Origin of the sequence: Streptomyces endophytica, from assembly GCF_026153355.1 — a bacterium.
In the GTDB taxonomy this organism is placed as follows: Bacteria; Actinomycetota; Actinomycetes; order Streptomycetales; family Streptomycetaceae; genus Streptomyces; species Streptomyces endophytica.
Genome location: NZ_CP110636.1, coordinates 1,859,933 through 1,878,678, shown reverse-complemented (window position 1 = coordinate 1,878,678; position 18,746 = coordinate 1,859,933). Strand labels below are relative to the sequence as shown.

At 73.3% G+C, this 18,746-nt stretch carries 16 protein-coding genes and 1 pseudogene; 7 read left to right on the top strand and 10 right to left on the bottom strand.

Features of this window, described 5'->3' with window-relative positions:
* Window positions 1-25 precede the first annotated feature (25 nt).
* Together OJ254_RS08520 and OJ254_RS08515 are read right to left on the bottom strand one after the other, a co-directional pair.
* Entirely contained in the window at window positions 26-1,756 is a 1,731-nt protein-coding gene (locus OJ254_RS08520) for an SDR family oxidoreductase (RefSeq protein ID WP_265365099.1), read from the bottom strand.
* 122 nt (window positions 1,757-1,878) lie between these two features.
* The gene (locus OJ254_RS08515; RefSeq protein WP_265361853.1) at window positions 1,879-2,745 is read right to left on the bottom strand and encodes a M24 family metallopeptidase; all 867 of its coding nucleotides are present in this window, start codon (window positions 2,743-2,745) and stop codon (window positions 1,879-1,881) included.
* A 205-nt stretch (window positions 2,746-2,950) separates the two neighbouring features.
* Between OJ254_RS08515 and OJ254_RS08510 the strand changes: the two genes are divergently transcribed.
* From OJ254_RS08510 to OJ254_RS08495, 4 genes are all read left to right on the top strand, one after another.
* The gene (locus OJ254_RS08510) at window positions 2,951-4,039 is read left to right on the top strand and encodes an ABC transporter ATP-binding protein (RefSeq protein ID WP_265361852.1); all 1,089 of its coding nucleotides are present in this window, start codon (window positions 2,951-2,953) and stop codon (window positions 4,037-4,039) included.
* Window positions 4,029-4,940, top strand: a complete 912-nt coding sequence (locus tag OJ254_RS08505; protein WP_265361851.1) for an ABC transporter permease — start codon at window positions 4,029-4,031, stop codon at window positions 4,938-4,940. Before OJ254_RS08510 ends, OJ254_RS08505 begins: the two co-directional genes overlap by 11 nt.
* Complete coding sequence (locus tag OJ254_RS08500) at window positions 4,937-5,848, top strand: ABC transporter ATP-binding protein (RefSeq protein ID WP_265361850.1); 912 nt, start codon at window positions 4,937-4,939, stop codon at window positions 5,846-5,848. Before OJ254_RS08505 ends, OJ254_RS08500 begins: the two co-directional genes overlap by 4 nt.
* 84 nt (window positions 5,849-5,932) lie before the next feature.
* The gene (locus tag OJ254_RS08495) at window positions 5,933-6,652 is read left to right on the top strand and encodes an ABC transporter permease subunit (protein ID WP_265365098.1); all 720 of its coding nucleotides are present in this window, start codon (window positions 5,933-5,935) and stop codon (window positions 6,650-6,652) included.
* A 32-nt stretch (window positions 6,653-6,684) separates the two neighbouring features.
* Here the strand turns inward: OJ254_RS08495 and mltG are convergent, their stop codons facing one another.
* From mltG to OJ254_RS30975, 5 genes are all read right to left on the bottom strand, one after another.
* Window positions 6,685-7,491: an endolytic transglycosylase MltG gene (gene mltG, locus OJ254_RS08490; RefSeq protein WP_265361849.1), complete on the bottom strand. Its 807-nt coding sequence runs from the start codon at window positions 7,489-7,491 to the stop codon at window positions 6,685-6,687.
* A gap of 211 nt (window positions 7,492-7,702) precedes the next feature.
* Window positions 7,703-9,016: a CynX/NimT family MFS transporter gene (locus OJ254_RS08485; protein WP_265361848.1), complete on the bottom strand. Its 1,314-nt coding sequence runs from the start codon at window positions 9,014-9,016 to the stop codon at window positions 7,703-7,705.
* Between the two features lie 91 nt (window positions 9,017-9,107).
* On the bottom strand, window positions 9,108-9,839 hold the full coding sequence (locus tag OJ254_RS08480; protein WP_265361847.1) for a FadR/GntR family transcriptional regulator: 732 nt from the start codon (window positions 9,837-9,839) through the stop codon (window positions 9,108-9,110).
* Window positions 9,840-10,113: 274 nt separating this feature from the next.
* Complete coding sequence (lysA, locus tag OJ254_RS08475; protein ID WP_341483774.1) at window positions 10,114-11,439, bottom strand: diaminopimelate decarboxylase; 1,326 nt, start codon at window positions 11,437-11,439, stop codon at window positions 10,114-10,116.
* Window positions 11,360-12,007 carry an SAV_915 family protein gene (locus OJ254_RS30975; RefSeq protein WP_341483587.1) on the bottom strand — a complete coding sequence of 216 codons (648 nt, stop codon included), beginning with the start codon at window positions 12,005-12,007 and terminating at the stop codon, window positions 11,360-11,362. Before OJ254_RS30975 ends, lysA begins: the two co-directional genes overlap by 80 nt.
* 348 nt (window positions 12,008-12,355) lie before the next feature.
* Here OJ254_RS30975 and OJ254_RS08470 point away from each other — a divergent pair, with 348 nt between their 5' ends.
* Window positions 12,356-13,285, top strand: a complete 930-nt coding sequence (locus OJ254_RS08470) for a MerR family transcriptional regulator (protein ID WP_265361845.1) — start codon at window positions 12,356-12,358, stop codon at window positions 13,283-13,285.
* Here OJ254_RS08470 and OJ254_RS08465 read toward each other — a convergent pair.
* The 3 genes from OJ254_RS08465 to OJ254_RS08455 form a co-directional block, all read right to left on the bottom strand.
* A complete protein-coding gene (locus tag OJ254_RS08465; RefSeq protein ID WP_265361844.1) occupies window positions 13,236-14,201 on the bottom strand; it encodes a LysR family transcriptional regulator in 966 nt (321 codons plus the stop codon). The two genes, OJ254_RS08470 and OJ254_RS08465, sit on opposite strands and share 50 nt — an antisense overlap.
* A 241-nt stretch (window positions 14,202-14,442) precedes the next feature.
* Window positions 14,443-14,853 (bottom strand): hypothetical protein, encoded by a 411-nt coding sequence (locus OJ254_RS08460; protein WP_265361843.1) that lies wholly within the window; start codon window positions 14,851-14,853, stop codon window positions 14,443-14,445.
* A 223-nt stretch (window positions 14,854-15,076) separates the two neighbouring features.
* Window positions 15,077-16,756 (bottom strand): MFS transporter, encoded by a 1,680-nt coding sequence (locus OJ254_RS08455; RefSeq protein WP_265361842.1) that lies wholly within the window; start codon window positions 16,754-16,756, stop codon window positions 15,077-15,079.
* Between the two features lie 120 nt (window positions 16,757-16,876).
* On the opposite strand from OJ254_RS08455, the gene OJ254_RS08450 reads away from it, so the two are divergent.
* Entirely contained in the window at window positions 16,877-17,908 is a 1,032-nt protein-coding gene (locus OJ254_RS08450; protein WP_265361841.1) for an Lrp/AsnC family transcriptional regulator, read from the top strand.
* Between the two features lie 20 nt (window positions 17,909-17,928).
* Window positions 17,929-18,644, top strand: a pseudogene (locus tag OJ254_RS08445) (rhomboid-like protein).
* Window positions 18,645-18,746: the final 102 nt, after the last annotated feature.

Sequence of the window (18,746 nt, the reverse complement as noted above, 5' to 3'; positions counted from 1 at the left end):
TCCTCCTGGCGGGCCGGGGGCTCGCCTACAGCCGCGGCTCGATGCGGGCGAGGGCGCGCAAGGCTCGCGGGGCGAAGCGCGACAGGAGGTGGGCGCCGCGGGCCTCGGGGGTGACGGGCACCACCGCCTGGTTGCGGACCACCGCCCGCAGGATGGCGTCGGCGACCTTCTCCGGCGGGTAGTTGCGCAGCCCGTACATCCGCGCGGCCTTGGCCTGGCGGCGCTTCTCCTCCTCGGCCGAGACCCCGGCGAAGCGGGCGGTGCTGGTGATGGCGGTGTTGACCAGCCCGGGGCAGATGGCCGAGACGCCGATGCCCTGCCCGGCCAGTTCGGCGCGCAGGCACTCGCTGAGCATCAGGACCGCGGCCTTGGAGGTGCTGTAGGCGGGCAGCATCTTCGACGGCTGGAAGGCGGCAGCCGAGGCGGTGTTGACGATGTGGCCGCCCTGACCGCGGTCGGCCATCCGCCTGCCGAAGATCCGGCAGCCGTGGATGACGCCCCACAGGTTGACGTCCAGCACCTTCTTCCAGTCGTCGGTGGTGGTCTGGAGGAAGGAGCCGGACAGGCCGATCCCGGCGTTGTTCACCAGCACGTCCACGGGGCCGTACTCGGCGTCGACCTTGTCGGCGAGCTTCTCCATGGCCGCCTCGTCCGCGACGTCGACGACCTCGGGCCAGGCCTGCGGGGCGCCGACCAGGCGGGCCAGCTCGGCGGTCCGCGCCGCGCCGTCCGCGTCCCGGTCGACGGCGATCACCCGGGCGCCGGCCTCCGCGAAGGCGAACGCGGTGGCCCGGCCGATGCCGCTGGCCGCGCCGGTCACCAGCACCAGTTGCCCGCCGAACCGGTCGGCGTACGGGCCGCGCGGGCCGACCTGCTTCGCCGGGTCGCCCTCCTCCTTGGCGGTGACGAACTCGGTGATCCAGGAGACCAATTGGTCGGGGCGGGTGCGGGGGACCCAGTGCTTGGCCGGGAGGGTGCGGCGGACGAGCTGCGGCGCCCACTGCTCCAGGTCGTCGTAGAGCCGCTGGGAGAGGAAGGCGTCGCCGGTGGGGGTGATCAGCTGGACCGGGCAGTGCGCGTAGGCGTCGGCGCGCGGGCGGCGGAGCCGGGCGCGGACGTTGTCGCGGTAGAGCCAGGCGCCGTGGGCCGCGTCGGTGGGGAGCGAGGCGGTCGGGTAGTCCCCGGCCGGCACCTTCTCCACCCGCTGGAGGACGCCCGGCCAGCGCTTGCCGAGCGGGCCCTTCCAGGCCAGTTCGGGCAGCACGGGTGTGTGCAGCAGGTAGACGTACCAGGACTTGGCGCCCTGGTTGAGGAGCTGGGCGGCGCGGCGTGGGGTGGGCCGCACCATCCGCTTCTTGATCCAGTGGCCGAAGTGGTCCAGTGACGGGCCCGACATGGACGTGAAGGAGGCGATCCGGCCCTCCGCGCGGCGCACGGTGGCGAACTCCCAGGCCTGTACCGAGCCCCAGTCGTGGCCCACGACGTGCACCGGGCGGTCGGGGCTGACGGCGTCGGCGACGGCCAGGAAGTCGTCGGTCAGCTTCTCCAGGGTGAAGCCGCCGCGCAGCGGCCGCGGGGCGGTGGACCGGCCGCAGCCCCGGACGTCGTAGAGCACCACATGGAAGCGGTCGGCCAGCCCGCGGGCCACCTCGGACCACACCTCCTTGCTGTCCGGGTAGCCGTGCACCAGCACCACCGTGGGGTGTGCCGGGTCGCCCAGCTCGGCGACGCACAGCTCCACGCCGCCGGTGTGCACCCAGCGCTCCGGCGCCCCCGCGAGCCCCGGGCCGCGGCCCGATCCGCGGTCCTGCGCCCCGCCCTGCGTGCGGCCCGGCTCCTCGCCGCGGCCCGCAGCCGCGTCCCGTCCACGTCCCGTCTTCACGCGGCCTTCTCCTCCTGCCAGCGCCGCACGTGCGGCAGATCGTCGTCCAGCCAAAAGGCGCTTTCCTGGGGGTCCTTGGAGTCCGTCACGACCAGGATCTCCTCGAACTTCGCGCCGGTGCCCCGGAATCCGAGGTGGGGTTCGACCGCCCACAGCCCGGGCTGCGGCGGATGGTCGGAGAAGGTGTACGGGCTCCACAGCGGGGACCAGCCGTCCCGGTGGCCGTGCAGCGCGTCGGAGGCGAGGCCCTTGAGGGACTGGGCGCCGAAGCCGAAGAGGGTGGGCGACCAGCGGCGCTGCTTCACCCGGTCGATCTTGTGCGCGATGACGCCGAAGGGATAGGCGCGGTGGCGGTTGGCGTAGCCCTGCCGCACCATGAGCCGGTCGACGTCCTGGTAGATCTCCCGCAGCGGGCGGCGTTCGCGGACCTCGCGCAGGATCAGCTCGCGGTGCGCCTCCAGGTCGGCGAGCAGCTTGTCGTGCACGGGGTTGAGGCCGAGGCAGCCGGAGTAGCCGATGTCGGCGGTGTAGCCCTGGTGGACGGGGGCCATGTCGAGGATGAAGGGCATCCCCGGTTCCAGCGCGCGGTTGGTGGGGAAGAACTGCAGCGGTATCCGGAAGTTGACGAACGCGGTGCGGTCGCCGAACCAGGCGAACGGCAGGTGGAACCAGTCCCGCACCCCGCGCTCGCGCAGCCACTCGCGCTGCATCCGCGCCGCCGCGCGCTCGGTGATCCCGGGCTTGAGCTGGGCGGCCACGGCCTCCGCGCAGGCGTAGGCGAGCCGCTGGACCTCTCTGAACCCCCTGAGTTCTGCGGTGAGTTCTCCGGCTGCTGCTGAGGTCGCTGTGGTGACTGGGGCCATCGCCAACCGTCCGTCCGTGAGCCGTGCATCGCGGTACGCGCCCGTAACTTGACACTGATGAATGTGACAATGACTGGCGGCGACGTCAAGGGGTCCGACGCAACCCCGCGGCCGGAAGCCGGGCGGCCCGCCCCTACGGGCCCGACCCTGAGGCGGGGCCCCTCAAAGCAGGAGAACCCCTACGGGCACGTAATACCGCAGGGGGATGCCGATACCGACTTGTGGGTTGACGACCGGTGTGGCGGACGCCACTACCGTCGAAGACGTGACTGTGATCGTGACCGAAAGCCTGAGCAAGCGGTTCCCGCGGGTGACCGCTTTGGACCGGCTCTCCGTTGACATCGCCCCCGGCGTGACGGGCCTGGTGGGTGCCAACGGCGCCGGAAAGTCCACCCTGATCAAGATCCTGCTAGGACTGGCCCCGGCCAGCGAGGGATCGGCGCGCGTCCTCGGCCTGGACGTGGCCAAGGACGGCAACGCCATCCGCGAGCGGGTCGGCTACATGCCCGAGCACGACTGCCTGCCGCCGGACGTCTCGGCCACCGAGTTCGTCGTGCACATGGCCCGGATGTCGGGGCTGCCGCCGACCGCGGCCCGCGAGCGCACCGCCGACACCCTGCGCCACGTCGGTCTCTACGAGGAGCGCTACCGCCCCATCGGCGGCTATTCGACGGGCATGAAGCAGCGGGTGAAGCTGGCCCAGGCGCTGGTCCACGACCCGCAGCTGGTGTTCCTCGACGAGCCCACCAACGGCCTCGACCCGGCCGGCCGGGACGAGATGCTCGGCCTGATCCGGCGGGTCCACACCGACTTCGGCATCTCCGTCCTCGTGACCTCGCACCTCCTCGGCGAGCTGGAGCGCACCTGCGACCACGTCGTCGTCATCGACGGCGGCAAGCTGCTGCGGTCCTCCGCCACCGATGAGTTCACGCAGGTCACGGCCTCCCTCGCGGTGGAGGTCACGGACACCGAGGCCCACCCGGACGGCGCCGAGGCGCTGCGCGCGGCCCTGGCCGCCGCCGGCGTCGCGGTGACGACCGGCGCTCCGGGCGCCGCCGGCCTCCCCTCGTCCGGCCACCTCCTGCTCGTCGAGGCGGCCGGTGAGCAGACCTACGACCTGGTGCGGGACACCGTCGCCGGACTCGGGCTCGGCCTGATCCGGATGGAACAGCGCCGCCACCAGATCGCCGAGGTCTTCCGCGACGCGGACCGGGCCCAGGCCACCCCCGCCGCCGCGGGCGCCCCCGGCGCCCCGTACGCCACCCAGGAAGGAGGCGCCCACGATGTCGCCTGAGCCCATGACCCCGGCGCCCACCGCCCCACCCGGCGCCTCCATCCACAACATCGGCTACCGCCACTACGACGGCCCGCGACTGGGCCGCGCCTATGCCCGCCGGTCGCTCTTCTCGCAGAGCCTGCGCGGCGCCTACGGCCTCGGCCGCTCGGCCAAGAGCAAGGTGCTGCCGATGCTGCTCTTCGCGGTGATGTGCCTGCCCGCCGCGATCATGGTCGCGGTCGCGGTGTTCACCAAGGCCGGCAGCCTCCCGGTCGGCTACACCCGCTACGCCATCTACCTCCAGGCCGTCATCGGCCTCTATCTGGCCGCCCAGGCCCCGCAGTCGGTCTCCCGGGACCTGCGCTTCAAGACCGTGCCGCTGTATTTCTCCCGCCCCATCGAGCGCGGCGACTACGTGGCCTCGAAGTTCGCGGCGATGGCGAGCGCCCTGTTCGTCCTCACCGCCGCCCCGCTGCTGGTCCTCTACATCGGCGCGCTGCTGGCGAAGATGGACTTCCTCGACCAGACCAAGGGCTTCGCCCAAGGACTCGTCTCCGTGGTGCTGCTGTCGCTGCTGTTCGCCGGGATAGGGCTGGTCGTCTCCGCGCTCACCCCGCGCCGCGGCTTCGGCGTCGCCGGCGTGATCGCCGTCCTCACCATCCCGTACGGCGCGGTGACCGCGGTCCAGGGCATCGCCTTCGTCCAGGGCAGCGAGTCCGCCGTCGGCTGGCTCGGACTGTTCTCGCCCATCACGCTCATCGACGGGGTGCAGTCCACGTTCCTCGGCGGAAGCAGCTCCTTCCCCAACGGGCTCGCGCCGTCGACCGGTGCCGGGTTCGTCTACCTCCTCGTCACCCTGATCGCCATCGCCGGCTGCTATGCCCTGCTGATGCGCCGCTACCGGAAGGCCGGTCTATGAGCACCCTCCACATCGACCACGCCTCGCGCTGGTTCGGCAACGTCGTGGCCGTCAACGACATCACGATGACCATCGGCCCCGGGGTGACCGGTCTGCTCGGCCCCAACGGCGCCGGCAAGTCCACGCTGATCAACATGATGGGCGGCTTCCTCGCCCCCTCCAACGGCTCGGTCACCCTCGACGGGACGATGATCTGGCGCAACGCCGGCATCTACCGCCACATCGGCCTTGTCCCGGAGCGCGAGGCGATGTACGACTTCCTCACCGGGCGCGAATTCGTCGTGGCCAACGCCGAGTTGCACGGCCTCGGGCGACGGGAGGCGGCCCGGGCGCTGGCCACCGTGGAGATGGAATACGCCCAGGACCGCAAGATCGCCACGTACAGCAAGGGCATGCGGCAGCGCGTGAAGATGGCCTCCGCACTGGTCCACGACCCGTCCGTGCTGCTGCTCGACGAGCCGTTCAACGGCATGGACCCGCGCCAGCGGATGCAGCTGATGGAGCTGCTGCGCCGGATGGGCGACGAGGGGCGCACGGTCCTGTTCTCCTCGCACATCCTGGAGGAGGTCGAGCAACTCGCCTCGCACATCGAGGTGGTGGTCGCCGGCCGGCACGCCGCGTCCGGCGACTTCCGCAAGATCCGCCGGCTGATGACCGACCGCCCGCACCGCTATCTCGTCCGGTCCGACGACGACCGGGCGCTGGCGGGCGCGCTGATCGCCGACCCCTCGACGTCCGGGATCGAGGTCGATCTCGTCGACGGCGGACTGCGCATCCAGGCCGTCGACTTCGGCCGCTTCACCGCACTCCTGCCGCGCGTCGCCCGCGACCACGGCATCCGCCTGCTGACGGTCTCGCCCTCCGACGAATCGCTGGAATCCGTCTTCTCCTACCTCGTAGCGGCCTGAGGCTGAAAGGAGCCCTGACGCATGTCCACGAGCACGACCAATCCGACCGCCCCGCCGGCGCCGGCCGCCGCGCCCCGGGCCTCGCTGTTCCACCCGACCGTCGCCCGGCTCACCTACCGAGCCCTGCTCGGCCGGCGGCGGGCCCTGATCCTCTTCGTGCTGCCCGCCCTGCTCCTCGTCATCGCGGTGGCCGTCCGGGCCCTGACCGGCGCCGATGACAGCACCGCCGGCGGGATCCTGGGCGGTTTCGCCCTGGGCACGATGGTCCCGCTGATCGGCGTCATCGCCGGCACGGGCGCGATCGGGCCGGAGATCGACGACGGATCGGTGGTCTACCTCCTGTCCAAGCCGGTCTCCCGGTCGACGATCATCTTCACCAAACTCCTGGTCGCGATCGGCGTCACGGTCGCCTTCTCCGCCCTCCCCGTGCTGCTCGCCGGCTTCCTCCTGAACGGCAACAGCCAGCAGATAGCGGTCGGGTACGCGGTGTCCGCGGCCGTCGCCGCGGTCGCCTACAGCGCGCTCTTCCTCCTCTTCGGCACGATCACCCGGCACGCCGTGGTCTTCGGGCTGGTCTACGCCCTGGTCTGGGAGGCGCTGGTCGGCACCCTCGTGCCCGGTGCGCGGACCCTCAGCGTCCAGCAGTGGGCCCTCGCCATCGGTCAGAAGGTCGCCGCCGAGGGAGCGATCACCTCGGACGTCGAACTCCCCCTGGCGATAGGCCTGTTGACGGCCCTGACGGTCGCCGCGACCTGGTACGCCGGCCGCCGGCTGAAGGCCCTCACCCTGGCGGGCGAGGAGTAGGACACCGCGCCGGCTGCCCCGGGGCCGTCTTCCTAGGCGCCGCCGTTCTTCTGCCGGTCGTTGAACTCCCGCACGTTCTTCAGGTGCTCCTGGTAGTCGGCGGTGAAGCGGGTGTCGCCCGGTTTGACGGTGACGAAGTACAGCCAGTCGCCCGCGGGCGGCGCACCGGCCGCCTTGAGGGCGTCCGCTCCGGGGTTGTCGATCGGAGTGGGCGGCAGGCCCTCGTAGCGGTAGGTGTTGTACGGGCTCTTGGTGCGGGTGTCGGCGTGGCTGGTGTGGAGCGTGCTGCGGCCCAGCGCGTAATTGATCGTCGAGTCCATCTGCAGCGGCATGTGCCGGGCCAGCCGGTTGTCGATCACGCGCGCGACCTTGCCCATGTCGGCGGGCCGGTCGGCCTCCGCCTGCACGATGCTGGCGATCACCACCGTCCGGTAGGAGGTGATGCGGTCCTCGGCGAGCCGCTGGTTGCCGGTCTTGACCATGTACGACAGCAGCGACGCCGGGGTGGTGTCCGAGCGGATCGGATACGTCGCCGGGAAGAGGTAGCCCTCGGGGTTGCCCTTCGCCTCGGCCGGCAGCGGGAGGTGCGCGTTCTTGGCGGCCTTCGCCGTGGAGCCGCTGGGCAGGTGGAGGGCCTTGTCGGCGGTGGCGTAGATCTGGGCGGCCCGCTGTCCCTCGGGGACGGTCAAGGTCTGCTCGTTCGCCCGCTCGCGCAGCAGCCGGGTCACCAGGACCACGGCGACGACGACCAGGACGGCCAGCACGGCCACCACGATGAGCCGGCCGGTGCGGGAGAACCGCGGGCCCGGCCGGCGAACGGTGTGCTGAACATCGCTCATGGGGGCACGGTAAGCCACACTCCCCGAGCCCTCGGGGGGCCACCCCCGGATCGTTGCCAACGAGGGAGATCGTTCACCGAACCGCCATCGCCCGCCCACCCGGCGGGCCTCGCCACCGGCCCGTTCGGCTGCCGTACCCCGGGGCACGCCAGTCGTACGCGGGCCCCCGGCCAGGCGGGCGGGCCCCGCCGGCCTGGCGCGGCGCCCGCCCTCAGGCCGTGTGGGTCGCCGTGTCCCCGATCCGGCGGTCGCGGCCGGCGCCCAGGGCGAGGAGGGCCAGGGCTGCGCAGACGGTGAGCAGCAGGAGGAGGGGGACGGTCCAGCCGTCGGTCGTCTGGTGGACGGCGCCGAGGGCGAGCGGGCCGGCGGCGGCGAGGAGGTAGCCGCCGGTCTGCGCCATGCCGGAGAGGCGGGCGGCCGTATGGGCGTCGCCGGAGCGCAGCACCATCATCGTCAGGGCCAGCCCCAGCGCGCCGCCCTGCCCGACGCCGAGCAGCGCCGCCCACAGCCAGGCGCCCGCCACCGGCGCCGTGAGCAGTCCGCCGACGCCGCAGGCCATCAGTGCGGACACCGCCACCCCCAGCAGCCGCTGCCGCCGCATCCGCCCCGCCAGCATCGGCACCACGAACGAACCGGCCATCTGCAGCAGCGTGCTGAACGCGAAGACCAGCCCCGCTTCGCCCTTGCTCATCCCGTGGTCGGTGAAGATCGTCGGCATCCAGGCGATGACCACGTACGCGATCAGCGACTGCGAGCCCATGAACAGCGTGACCTGCCAGGCGAGCGGCGAGCGGGCGAGCCTTGGGCCGCGCTCGACCGGGTGCGCGGGCGTGGCCGCGGCGGTGCCGTGCCGGGTGCCGCGCCGCGCCAGCACCGCCTGGGGAACCCAGACCGCCGCGGCGACGGCGGCCAGCAGCGCCCAGGAGACCAGCGACCCCTGCCAGCCGCCGAGCGCGCTCTCCAGCGGTACGGCCGTGGCGGCGGAGACGGTCGCGCCGAGGATCATCGCGGTCGAGTACAGCGCCGTCATCCCGGCGGCCCGGTCCGGGAAGTCCCGCTTGATCAGGCCGGGCATCAGCACGTTCAGCAGGGCGATGGCCGCGCCGACGACCGCGCAGCCGGCGAACAGCGCGACCACCGGCGGCGCGATCCGCAGCACGATGCCGCCGCACAGCGTCACCAGCGCCCCGCAGAGCACGGTCTCGGTGCCCCAGCGCCGGGCCAGTACGGGGGCGACGACCGAGCCCAGTCCCATGAAGATCAGCGGGATGGTGGTGACCAGGCTGCTGACCGTGGCGGGCAGATGGAAGTGCGTGCCGATCTCCCCGAGCAGCGGTGACACCCCGGCGAGCGCCGCCCGCATGTTGAGCGCGGCGAGCACGATCCCGGCCAGTACGAGCGCCGGGTGAACGGTCCGCAGCCGGCGCCGCGCCGCGACGACCGCCGGTGCCGCGACGAGATCCTCTTCGGCGTCGATCAGCCGGGCGTCCGGGCGGGGCGGAGCAGCGGGTCGGGGTCCTGACATGCGTATGTACCTCGCCAAGCGTTACGGAAGACGGAGAGAAGGGAGAGGAGTGAGAAGGGAGGGAGAGAAGAGAGGGAGCCCGGAGCCGGGGTCAGTGGGGCGGGGTGGCGGTGGGGGGCTCGCCGAGCAGGGCTTCCACGGCCCGTTTCGGTTTCTCCAGCAGGTCGCGGGTGGCCCGCTCCGCGGCGTCCGGGTCGCCCGCGGCGATCGCGTCCAGGACGGCGCGGTGGTCGCCGTGCACGATCTTCGGCATCGCCTGGTCGTCCAGCGCGCTGACCAGCGCCTCCCGTACGGAGCTGCTGAACCAGCCGTAGGTCGCGGTCAGCGCGGTGTTGTGGGCGGCGTCGACGACGGCCTGGTGGAAGGCGATGTCGTGATCGGCGTAGAGCTCCAGGCTGCCGGAGCCGGGCTGCCCGGACGCGTCCGTCAGCTCGGCCTGGGCGTTCAGGGCCGCGCGCATCCGCTCCAGATCGTCCGGCCGGTGCCGGAGCGCGGCCAGCCGGGCGGCCTCCGCCTCCAGTGCGATCCGCAGTTCCAGGACGTCACGGATCCCGGCCCGCCGGACCCCGCGCAGGATGTCGCCCGGGTCCGCGGTGGAGACGACGAAGGTGCCCTCGCCCTGCCGCGACCGCAGCATTCCCGCGTGTACGAGCACCCGGACGGCCTCGCGCACGGTGTTGCGGCCCACCTGCAACTGCTCGGCGAGCGCGTGCTCGGTGGGGATCCGCGAGCCGACCGGCCACTCCCCGGCCGTCAGCTGGGCCCGCAGCGCGTCGACCACGGTGTCCACGAGGGATCGCCGTCCCGCAGCCTGCAGTGCCATGGCCGTCCCGTGCCTTCCCGTTGCCTGGCCGGGCCGCGACCGCCCGCTCAGTGGCGTGCTCGATTGCCCCGTTGGCCAGTTGCCCAGTCATCCTACAAATATGGCTTCATGGTACATGCAAGTGGCGGCGAACGGTCCGCGGGCCCCGGGGCGGTCCCGGGGCCCACGGACCCAGTTGCCGTGCGGAGAGCGAGCGGCAGTCAGCCAGACCTCACAGACCTCGCAGATCTCACAACCCTCACAGGCTTGTCAGACCTGACCGACCTGACAGACCTCACAGGCCGATGTCGCGTTCCTGGATGTCCGCCAGGGATTCGCGGCGGACGAGGAGGCGGGCGGTGCCCGAGGTGACCGCGACGACCGGGGGTCGGCCGACGAGGTTGTAGCCGGAGGCCATGGAGAGGTGGTACGCGCCGGCCACGGGCACGGCGAGCAGGTCGCCGGGGCGGAGGTCGCCGGGCAGCCGGGCGTCGGCGGCCAGTACGTCGCCGGCCTCGCAGTGCCGGCCGACGACGCTGACCCGTTCCGGGGCGGCCGACGAGGCCCGGCCGACCAGCCGGGGCGCGTAGCGCACCCCGTACAGCGCGGGCCGCGGGTTGTCGCTCATCCCACCGTCCACCGCCACGAAGGTGTGCGTCCCGGTGCGCTTGACGGACAGCACCCGGTAGAGGACGACACCGGACGGGCCGATGATCGCGCGGCCCGGTTCGACGGCGAGCCGGGGAACCGGCAGGCCGGCCGCCGCACAGCCGCGCACCAGCTCGGCGCGGATCCGGGCGCCGAGCGCGGCGATGTCGAGGGCGGGCTCGCCGGGCCGGTAGGCGACGCCGTGCCCGCCGCCGAGGTCCAGCTCGGGCAGGGTGACGCCGTGCTGTTCGCGGATCCGCGCCAGCAGGCCGACCAGCCGCCGTACGGCCGACAGATACGGCTTGGCGGCGGTGATCTGGGAGCCCAAGTGGCAGTGCAGACCGGTGAGTTCGAGGCGCGGCTGGCCGAGGACCCGGGTAATGGCGTGCTGCGCGGAGCCGTCCGCGATCGACAGCCCGAACTTCTGGTCGTCGGTCCCGGTGCGGACCTTGGCGTGACCGCCCGCGGCGATTCCCGGGACGACCCGGATCAGCACCTTCTGGCGGGTGCCGGCCGGGACCGCGGCGGTCAGCCGGGCGATCTCGGAGGTGGAGTCGATGACGATCCGCCCGACGCCGAGCCGGAGCGCGGCCCGGAGGTCCGCCGGGCTCTTGGCGTTGCCGTGCAGCACGATCCGCCCGGGCGGGAAGCCGGTGGTGACGGCGAGTTCCAGTTCGCCCGCGGAACAGACGTCCAGGCCGAGGCCCTCTTCGTGCACCCAGTGGATCATGGCGCGGCACAGGAATGCCTTGGCCGCGTAGAAGATGTCGGCGTCGGGGAAGGCCCGGAGGTAGGCGCGGCAGCGGTGGCGGACCTCGTCCTCGTCCAGTACGTAGGCGGGGGTGCCGAAGCGGTCGGCCAGTTCGGTCAGCGGGACGCCGCCGAGGGTGAGGTCACCGGGGCCGTGCGGTAACGCGGAGCCGGGCCAGACGGAGAGCGGGTCGGGCGGCGGGGCGGGGAGCGGATCGGGCAGCGGGGCCCCCAGGTGGGCGGCGGGGGCCGGTGCGGGCGACGGCGTCGGGGCCGGGCCGGTGAGGGGGCCGGCGGTCGCGGACGGTGCCGGGCCGCCGGGCTCCTGGGCGGTGCGGGGCAGGGTGCTGTGGCTCATGGTGTTCGCCCCTCTCAGACGGCCCGCAGGTGCGGCGTACGGGACGCCCGGGCCAGGTGTGAGGCGCCCGCCGCACGGGCCGCCTGGGGCACGCGTGGTGCGCCCGGGGCGTGGGTGGCGCGGGGGCCTCCGGGGTGAGGCGGGGATCGACGGTCAGGGCCGTCGCCCCGAGGGGCTCGGCCAGCGCCCGCAGGGCCGGCTCGGAGAGCCTGACCCACGGCTGGCCGCCGCCGAGGGCCGCGGCGAGGCGTTGGGCCGAGGTGAAGCCGACGGCGGTACGCCCGCCGAGCGGGGTGCGGAACAGGCGGGCCGTACAGCCCGCGGGGCCCGACCGGACGGGGACGAACAGAGGCCCGGCCGGGACGCGATCGGAGGGCTCGGGATCTTCCGCGTAGAGATGGTGGGACACGGCGTTGCTCCTCGAACAGGACATCGGCGGCCCCGGACCGGTGGATGACGCTGCGTATGCCGGGGCTCGGCTCTGCCGACGCTATGCCCGGGGAACGGCCCCCTCCGCCGGACGCTGACGCGTCATTGACGAGTTGTGGACCCTACTTGACGCGATGCTGCCGCCCGGTGGCCGATTGTGGGGCGGGAGTGACGCGGTGGATCCGGCCGCACCGCCGCTTCGTTCCGGGCCGGCCGGCCGAATCGCCGCTCGTTCCGGGCCGGCCGCCGGCTCGTTCCGCGCACCCGGCACGGTGGAACACCGCCGTCCCCCATCGTGTGGACCACGGTCCTTGACCTTGACACTGTGGAAAGCACTCCACTGGAAGGCGTCATGTTCAGCATCGGAGATTTCGCCCAGTACGGCCGCGTATCGGCGCGCATGCTGCGCCACTACGACGCGATCGGGCTGCTGTGCCCGGCCCGTACCGACCCCGTCACCGGCTACCGCTTCTACGAAGCCGCCCAGCTCGCCCGGCTCAACCGGATCATCGCGCTCAAGGACCTCGGATTCAGCCTCCAGCAGGTGGGGGCCATCCTGGCCGAGGAGGTCAGCGTGCCGGAACTGCGCGGCATGCTGCGGCTGCGCCGGGCGGAGCTGGCGGCGACGCTGACGGCGGCCGGCGAACGGCTGGCGCAGGTCGAGGCGAGGCTCCGGTCCATCGAGAGTGAGGGACACATGTCTGCCGACGATGTGGTGGTCAAACCGACCGGGACGGTACTGCTCGCGGAGCTGAGCGGGGTCGCCGCCGGCTACGGGCCCGAGGACATCGGCCCGGTGATCCAGCCGCTCTACGCCGAGCTGTGCGCGCACCTGGAGGCGGCCGGCGTCACCCCGGCGGGCCCCGGCCTGGCGTACTACGAGGACGTGCGGGGGAGCGCGGGGAGCGCGACGGGGGACGAGCCGGGGCCCGGCGCCGTCGTCGTGCACGCCGGGCTGACGGTCACCGCCGAGGCGCTGGCCAGGGCCGGGGCCCGGTGCGGCGGGACGGGGGCCCCGGCCACCGGCACCCCCACCGCGACCGGCCTCGGCTTCGACGTGGTCGCGCTGCCCGGGCTGGAGTGCGCCGCCACGGTGGTGCACCGCGGCCCGATGAGCCGCATCCTGCCCACCGCGCAGAACCTGGCGCACTGGATCGACGCGAACGGCTACCGCTCCGCCGGGTACGCCCGCGAGCTCTACCTGGAGTGCCCACCGGACCAGGAGAAGTGGGTCACGGAGATCCAGGAACCGGTGGTGCGGGCCGCCCCAGACACGCCGTGACGGTCTCCGCGAACGCCACCGCCGCCGGGCTCAGGGCGTCCCACTGACGCACCGCCCACCCGGTGGCGAGCGGCGGCAGCGCGGGGATCGGCACCAGCCGCAGGGACGGGTGGGCGGTGGCCCCGAGGCCCGGGGGCCGGGGGACGACCGCGGGGCCGACGCCGAGTTCGGCCAGCAACAGGGCGGTGTCCCAGTCGGCGACGCTGGTGGTGCTCGGCGGCGGCACGGCGCCGGAACCTTCCCCGTGCGGCGGCTCCCGATGGCCGAGCTCCCCGTCGAGCCGATGGCTGAGGTGCCCGTCGAGCCGCATCCGGGAGGTGGAGTTCTCCGGCAGCCGTATGTGCCGGATGACGGCCAGTTCCTCCGGCTCGATCCGCTCCCGCGCGGCCAGCGGATCATCGCTGCGTACGGCGAGCACCCACGGCAGCCCGACCACCGGATGCTGCTCGATGCCACGCACCGGTGGCCCGAGCGTGATCCAGGCGAGTTCGGAGTCGCCGTCCACCACCGCCTCGAAGCAGCGGCGGCTCGAACTCTCCGTCCGGAACTCCAGGTTGACGTGCGGATGGCGGCCGCGGAAGGCGACCACGGCCTCGGACATGAAGTGCCGTACGGTCGTCGCGCCGGTGGTGACCCGTACGGTGCCGCCGTCGCCCGCCCGCAGATCGGCGAGTTGACGTAGCGCCAGGTCGAGCCCGCTCAGGCCGTCCGCCGCGGCGCGCCGGAGGATCCGGCCGGCCTGGGTGGGGGCGACCCCGCGCGGCCGGCGTTCCAGGAGCCTGATGCCCGTCTCGCGTTCCAGGCGCTTGATGCGCTGGCTGACGGCCGACTGGGTGCAGCCCAGATCACGGGCGACGGCACTGAGATTGCCCGCCTCGCAGACCGCCACGAAGGCGCGAAGATCATCGAGTGTCACCCGGGTACGGTACGCCGCGCCCGACGCTCAACCCGAGCCAGGGCTAAGGCATGTGGGGGGAGGTCAGAGAGCCGTCTTGGGGGCGCGGCAAACGCCTCGTCCCGCGGCGAACCTTGACCGGCGCGCCCAGCCGCGGCGAACGACCACCGGCGCGTCACGTCGCGGCGTACGACCACCGGCGCGTCACGTCGCGGCGAACGACCACCGGCGCGTCACGTCGTGGCGTACGACCACCGGCGCGTCACGTCGCGGCGAACGACGACCGCACCTGCCGGCCGTTGACGATCAGCGCGACGCCGAGCAGGGCGACCCCGCAGACCCCCTGCTCGATCTTCAGCCACGCCGGGAAGGAACCGGGGATCGCCAGGATCACCGCGATGGCCACCAGCATCACGCCGGAGAGGATCCGCACGCGGCGGTACGCCGGGCGGGAACCCCGGGCCGCGCGGCGGGCGGAGACGAACATCACCACCGCGCTGGCGACGACGATGACGGTGCGCACCCAGACGGCGTCGTTCACCACCGCGGCGTCATCGCGCAGGGCGACGACCGCCGCGAGGGTGAGGACGCTGAGGCCGAGATAGCCGCCGACGAGCAACGTCGTGCGGCGGAGCGCCGCCAGGGCGCGCGGGGCGAGCGGCTGCCCGCTCAAGGAAGGGAGGGTGGCGGGGGAGGGGGTCTCGGGGCGTAAATGCCGGGCGGCCATGGGCGTCGTCCTTTCGTTCCGTCGGCGGGCCGGTTCCAGCATCCGGCCCGCCCGCCGCCGATTCCTCGGCCGCGTGGACGAAACGAGGCACCGCCGCTCTCCGGGTCCCGTCCGGGCCACCCCGTAGTGGACCGGCACCGGGAACCCGGAAATCTCCCCTGATCCGCCCCTACCGATCCGCCGGTGCGGGCCCGACGGCCTCCGCCGCACGAGCGCCTGCGCTCCCGCCCCCGGGCCCGCTCCCGTCCCCGCCGTCGCCCGCGCGCCGCCGTACGACCGCCAGCACCAGCAGACCGGCCGCCACCGCCACCAGCCCGGAGATCACCACGATGTCCCTCAGCCCGGCCATATAGGCGGCGTTGACGACCTGAGGGGAGACGGCCTGGCGGGAGACGGCCGGGTGCGCGGCGGACCCGCGCACGCCGTGCAGCGCGTCGGCGAAAACGGTGCCGAGGACCGCGATGCCCAGGGCGTAGCCGAGCTGGCGGAAGGTGTTGACCGCGCCGCTGGCCATGCCCGCGCGCCAGGGCGGTGCCGCGCCGAGCGCCGCCGACACCAGTACCGGCATCGCCATCCCGATGCCCACCCCGCTCACCGCGAGACCGGGCACCAGCGTCGCCCAGCCGGAGCCGGCATCCAGCAACGCCCAGTGCAGCAGGGCACCCGCACCGGTCAGCAACAGGCCGACCCCGACCGGGAGTTGGGGCGCCATCCGCTGCAGGTGACGGCCGCCCAACGCGCCGACCAGCAACGACATCACCGCCATCGGCGTCACCGCGAGACCCGCCCGCACCGGGCTCAGCCCCAGGATGTCCTGCACCCACAGCCCCACGAACGTCAGGTACGGGAACGCCGCCGCCTGCAGCAGGAGCGCCGCCGCCATCAGCGTCGCGAACGACGGCCGGCGCAGCAACCCGAGGTCGAGCAGCGGCCGGCGCACCCGTCGTTCGATCACGAGGAACGCCACCAGCGCCAGGGCCGCGACCACCAGCGAGCCCAGCGTCCCGGCCTCCGACCAGCCGCGTTCCCCGCCGCGGATCAGCCCGTACGTCAACGCGCCCGCGCACGCGGTGAAGGACGCCGCGCCCGGCCAGTCGATCCGGGCGGCCGGGGACCCTCCGGCCGCGTCCGTACGGGACCGGGAGGGGTCGCCGTAGGACTCGGGGACCCGGCGCAGCGTGATCACCACCGCGACCGCGGTCAGCGGCAGATTGACCAGGAAGATCGCCCGCCAGTCGACGTACTCCGTGAGCAGCCCGCCCAGGACGGGACCGATCGCGGCCGCGGCGCCGCTGGTGCCGCCCCAGACGCCGAACGCCACACCGCGGTCCCGGCCCCGGTAACAGGCCATCAGCAGCGGGGTGTTGGTGGCGAACATCGCCGCCGCGCCCACGCCCTGCACGGCACGTGCCGCGATCAGCACGCCCGGGCCCGGCGCCAGCCCGCAGGCCAGCGAGGCGAGCGCGAACAGGGCCAGCCCCGCCACGTACAGCCGGCGCCGCCCGAAGAGGTCGGCCGCCGAACCGGCGACCATCAGCAGCGCGGCCAGCGCCAGCGCGTAGATGTCCATCACCCACTGGAGCGAGGTGAAGGAGGCGCCCAGGCCGTCGGCTATCCGGGGCAGCGCGGTGTTCACGATCGTCACGTCGACCAGCAGCAGGAAGTTGCCGAGGGTGATGGCGGCCAGGGGCCACCACTTGCCGCGCCGGCCGGCGCCCGGCGTGGCCTCCGGTGCCGCGCCGCCGGCCGGCCCGTGGGGCGCGGCAGGCGTGCCTGGGCTGCCGGGTCTGTGGGATGCGCCGGACGTGCCTGGTCGTCCGCTGCCGGGTCTGTGGGGTGCGCCGTGCATGAGTGGTTGTCCTCTTTCCGCCGTCGCTTCGATGGCGACCCCACGGTCGGTTCCGTACCCGCCGGTCTCCCAGCCACCGCGCTCCCGGCGGCGCAATCCGACACGCGCTAGCCTCGGACGGTGAAAACCGACGGGAAGCCCGGCGCGGGCGGGGGCGGTTTCGACGCCCTCGACCGCCGGCTGGCCCATGCGCTGCAGCTCGACGGCCGCGCGCCGTTCAGCCGGATCGCGGAGGTGCTCGGGGTGTCCGACCAGACCGTCGCCCGCCGTTACGGGCGGCACCGCAGCAGCGGTGCGCTCAGGGTGCTGGGACTGTCCGACGCGCGGGCGTTGGGCGAGGTCGAGTGGATGGTCCGGGTGCAGTGCGCGCCGGAGGCGGCGGTCACCGTCGCCGAGGCACTGGCCCGCCGTCCGGACACCTCGTGGATCTGCCTGATGTCCGGCGGCACCGAGATCACCGCGGTCTGCCGGGCGGCGAACAGCGACCACAGCGACGCACTCCTGCTGGAGAAGCTGCCGCGTACCCCGAGCGTGGTCGGCGTCACCGCACACTGCCTGCTGCACGAGTTCTGCGGCGGTCCGCAGGGCCTGATCAGCAAGTCCGGGGCGCTGACGGACGAGGAGGCCGCGTGGCTCGGCCCGCCGCCCCCGGACGTCGATCCGGCGGCCGATCCGGTGGTGCTCGACGACGCCGACCGCCGGCTGTTCGCCGCCCTGGCCCGGGACGGCCGGGCGCCGCTGGCCGAACTCGCCGCCGTCACCGGCTGGTCGCCCACCACGGTCCGCCGCCGTCTCGCCGAACTCCGGGCGACCGGGGCGCTGTATTACGACGTCGATTACGACCTGCGGAAGTTCGGGTACGGCGCGATGGTCGCCCTCTGGCTGTCCGTCGCCCCCGCCGAACTCGCCGCGGCCGGCGCGGAGTTGGCGGAGCATCCGGAGGTGGCCTTCGCCGGTGCCACCACCGGCCCGAACAACCTGTTCGCGTCGGTGCTCTGCCGGGACGTCCGGGCCGTCTACACGTACCTGACGACCCGGGTCGCGGCGCTGCCCGGCGTACGGACGATGGAGAGCGCGCCCCGCATCCGGCAGATCAAGGGGCCGGGCCCGCTGGTCGCCGGCTCGCCCGCGGCCCGGGGACGCCGCCGATGAGGACACCGATGAGGATCCTGATGGAGCCCCCGCGCGACCCCTGGGCGCGGCCCGCGGGCAACCCCGTGATCTGGGTGAAGAACTGGGTCCGGTCGTCCCCGGCACCCACATCTGGCTGCTGATCATCGGTGTCACCAGCCTCGTGATCGCCTCCGCCTCGGAGGGGCTGGGCCAGTTCCTCATCCACCGCACAAGCAGCAACATCCACGAACTCAACGAGCATCCGCTGCCCTCGCTGCTGATCAGCGGCTTCTGGATCGAGAACCCCGGATCGTTCCTGCTGTACGTCGTGATGTTCGAGCTGGTGCACGCCAACGTCGAGCGCTGGACGGGCAGTTGGCGCTGGCTGCTGGTCGTCGGCGGGGCGCACGTCGCCGCGACCCTGGCCAGCCAGGAACTCGTCCTGCTGGCCATCGAGGGGCACCAGCTGCCGCGCTCGATGACGCACGTCGTCGACATCGGCGTCTCGTACGGCCTGGCGGCCGCGGCCGGCGTGCTGACGTACCGTCTGCGGTCCCCCTGGCGCTACGGCTATCTCGTCGGCGTACTGGCGTTCTTCGCCATCCCCCTGACGACCGGCGCCACCTTCACCGACTTCGGCCACGCCATCGCCCTGACCATGGGCTTCGCAGCGTGGCCGTTGACACCGGCGGCGGAGGTGACGGGGGACGACCAACCCGACGCGGAGGACGCGGGAGCCGACACGCGGGAAGAGGGCGGCGGGGGCGGGCGTTAGGGGTTCAAGGGGCCTTCCGAACCCCTACGGGTGAGGCGAACGGATCCCGTAGGGGACGCGAGCGCCCCCTCGGGGGCCTCAACGCTGGGGCGCGGGAAGGTA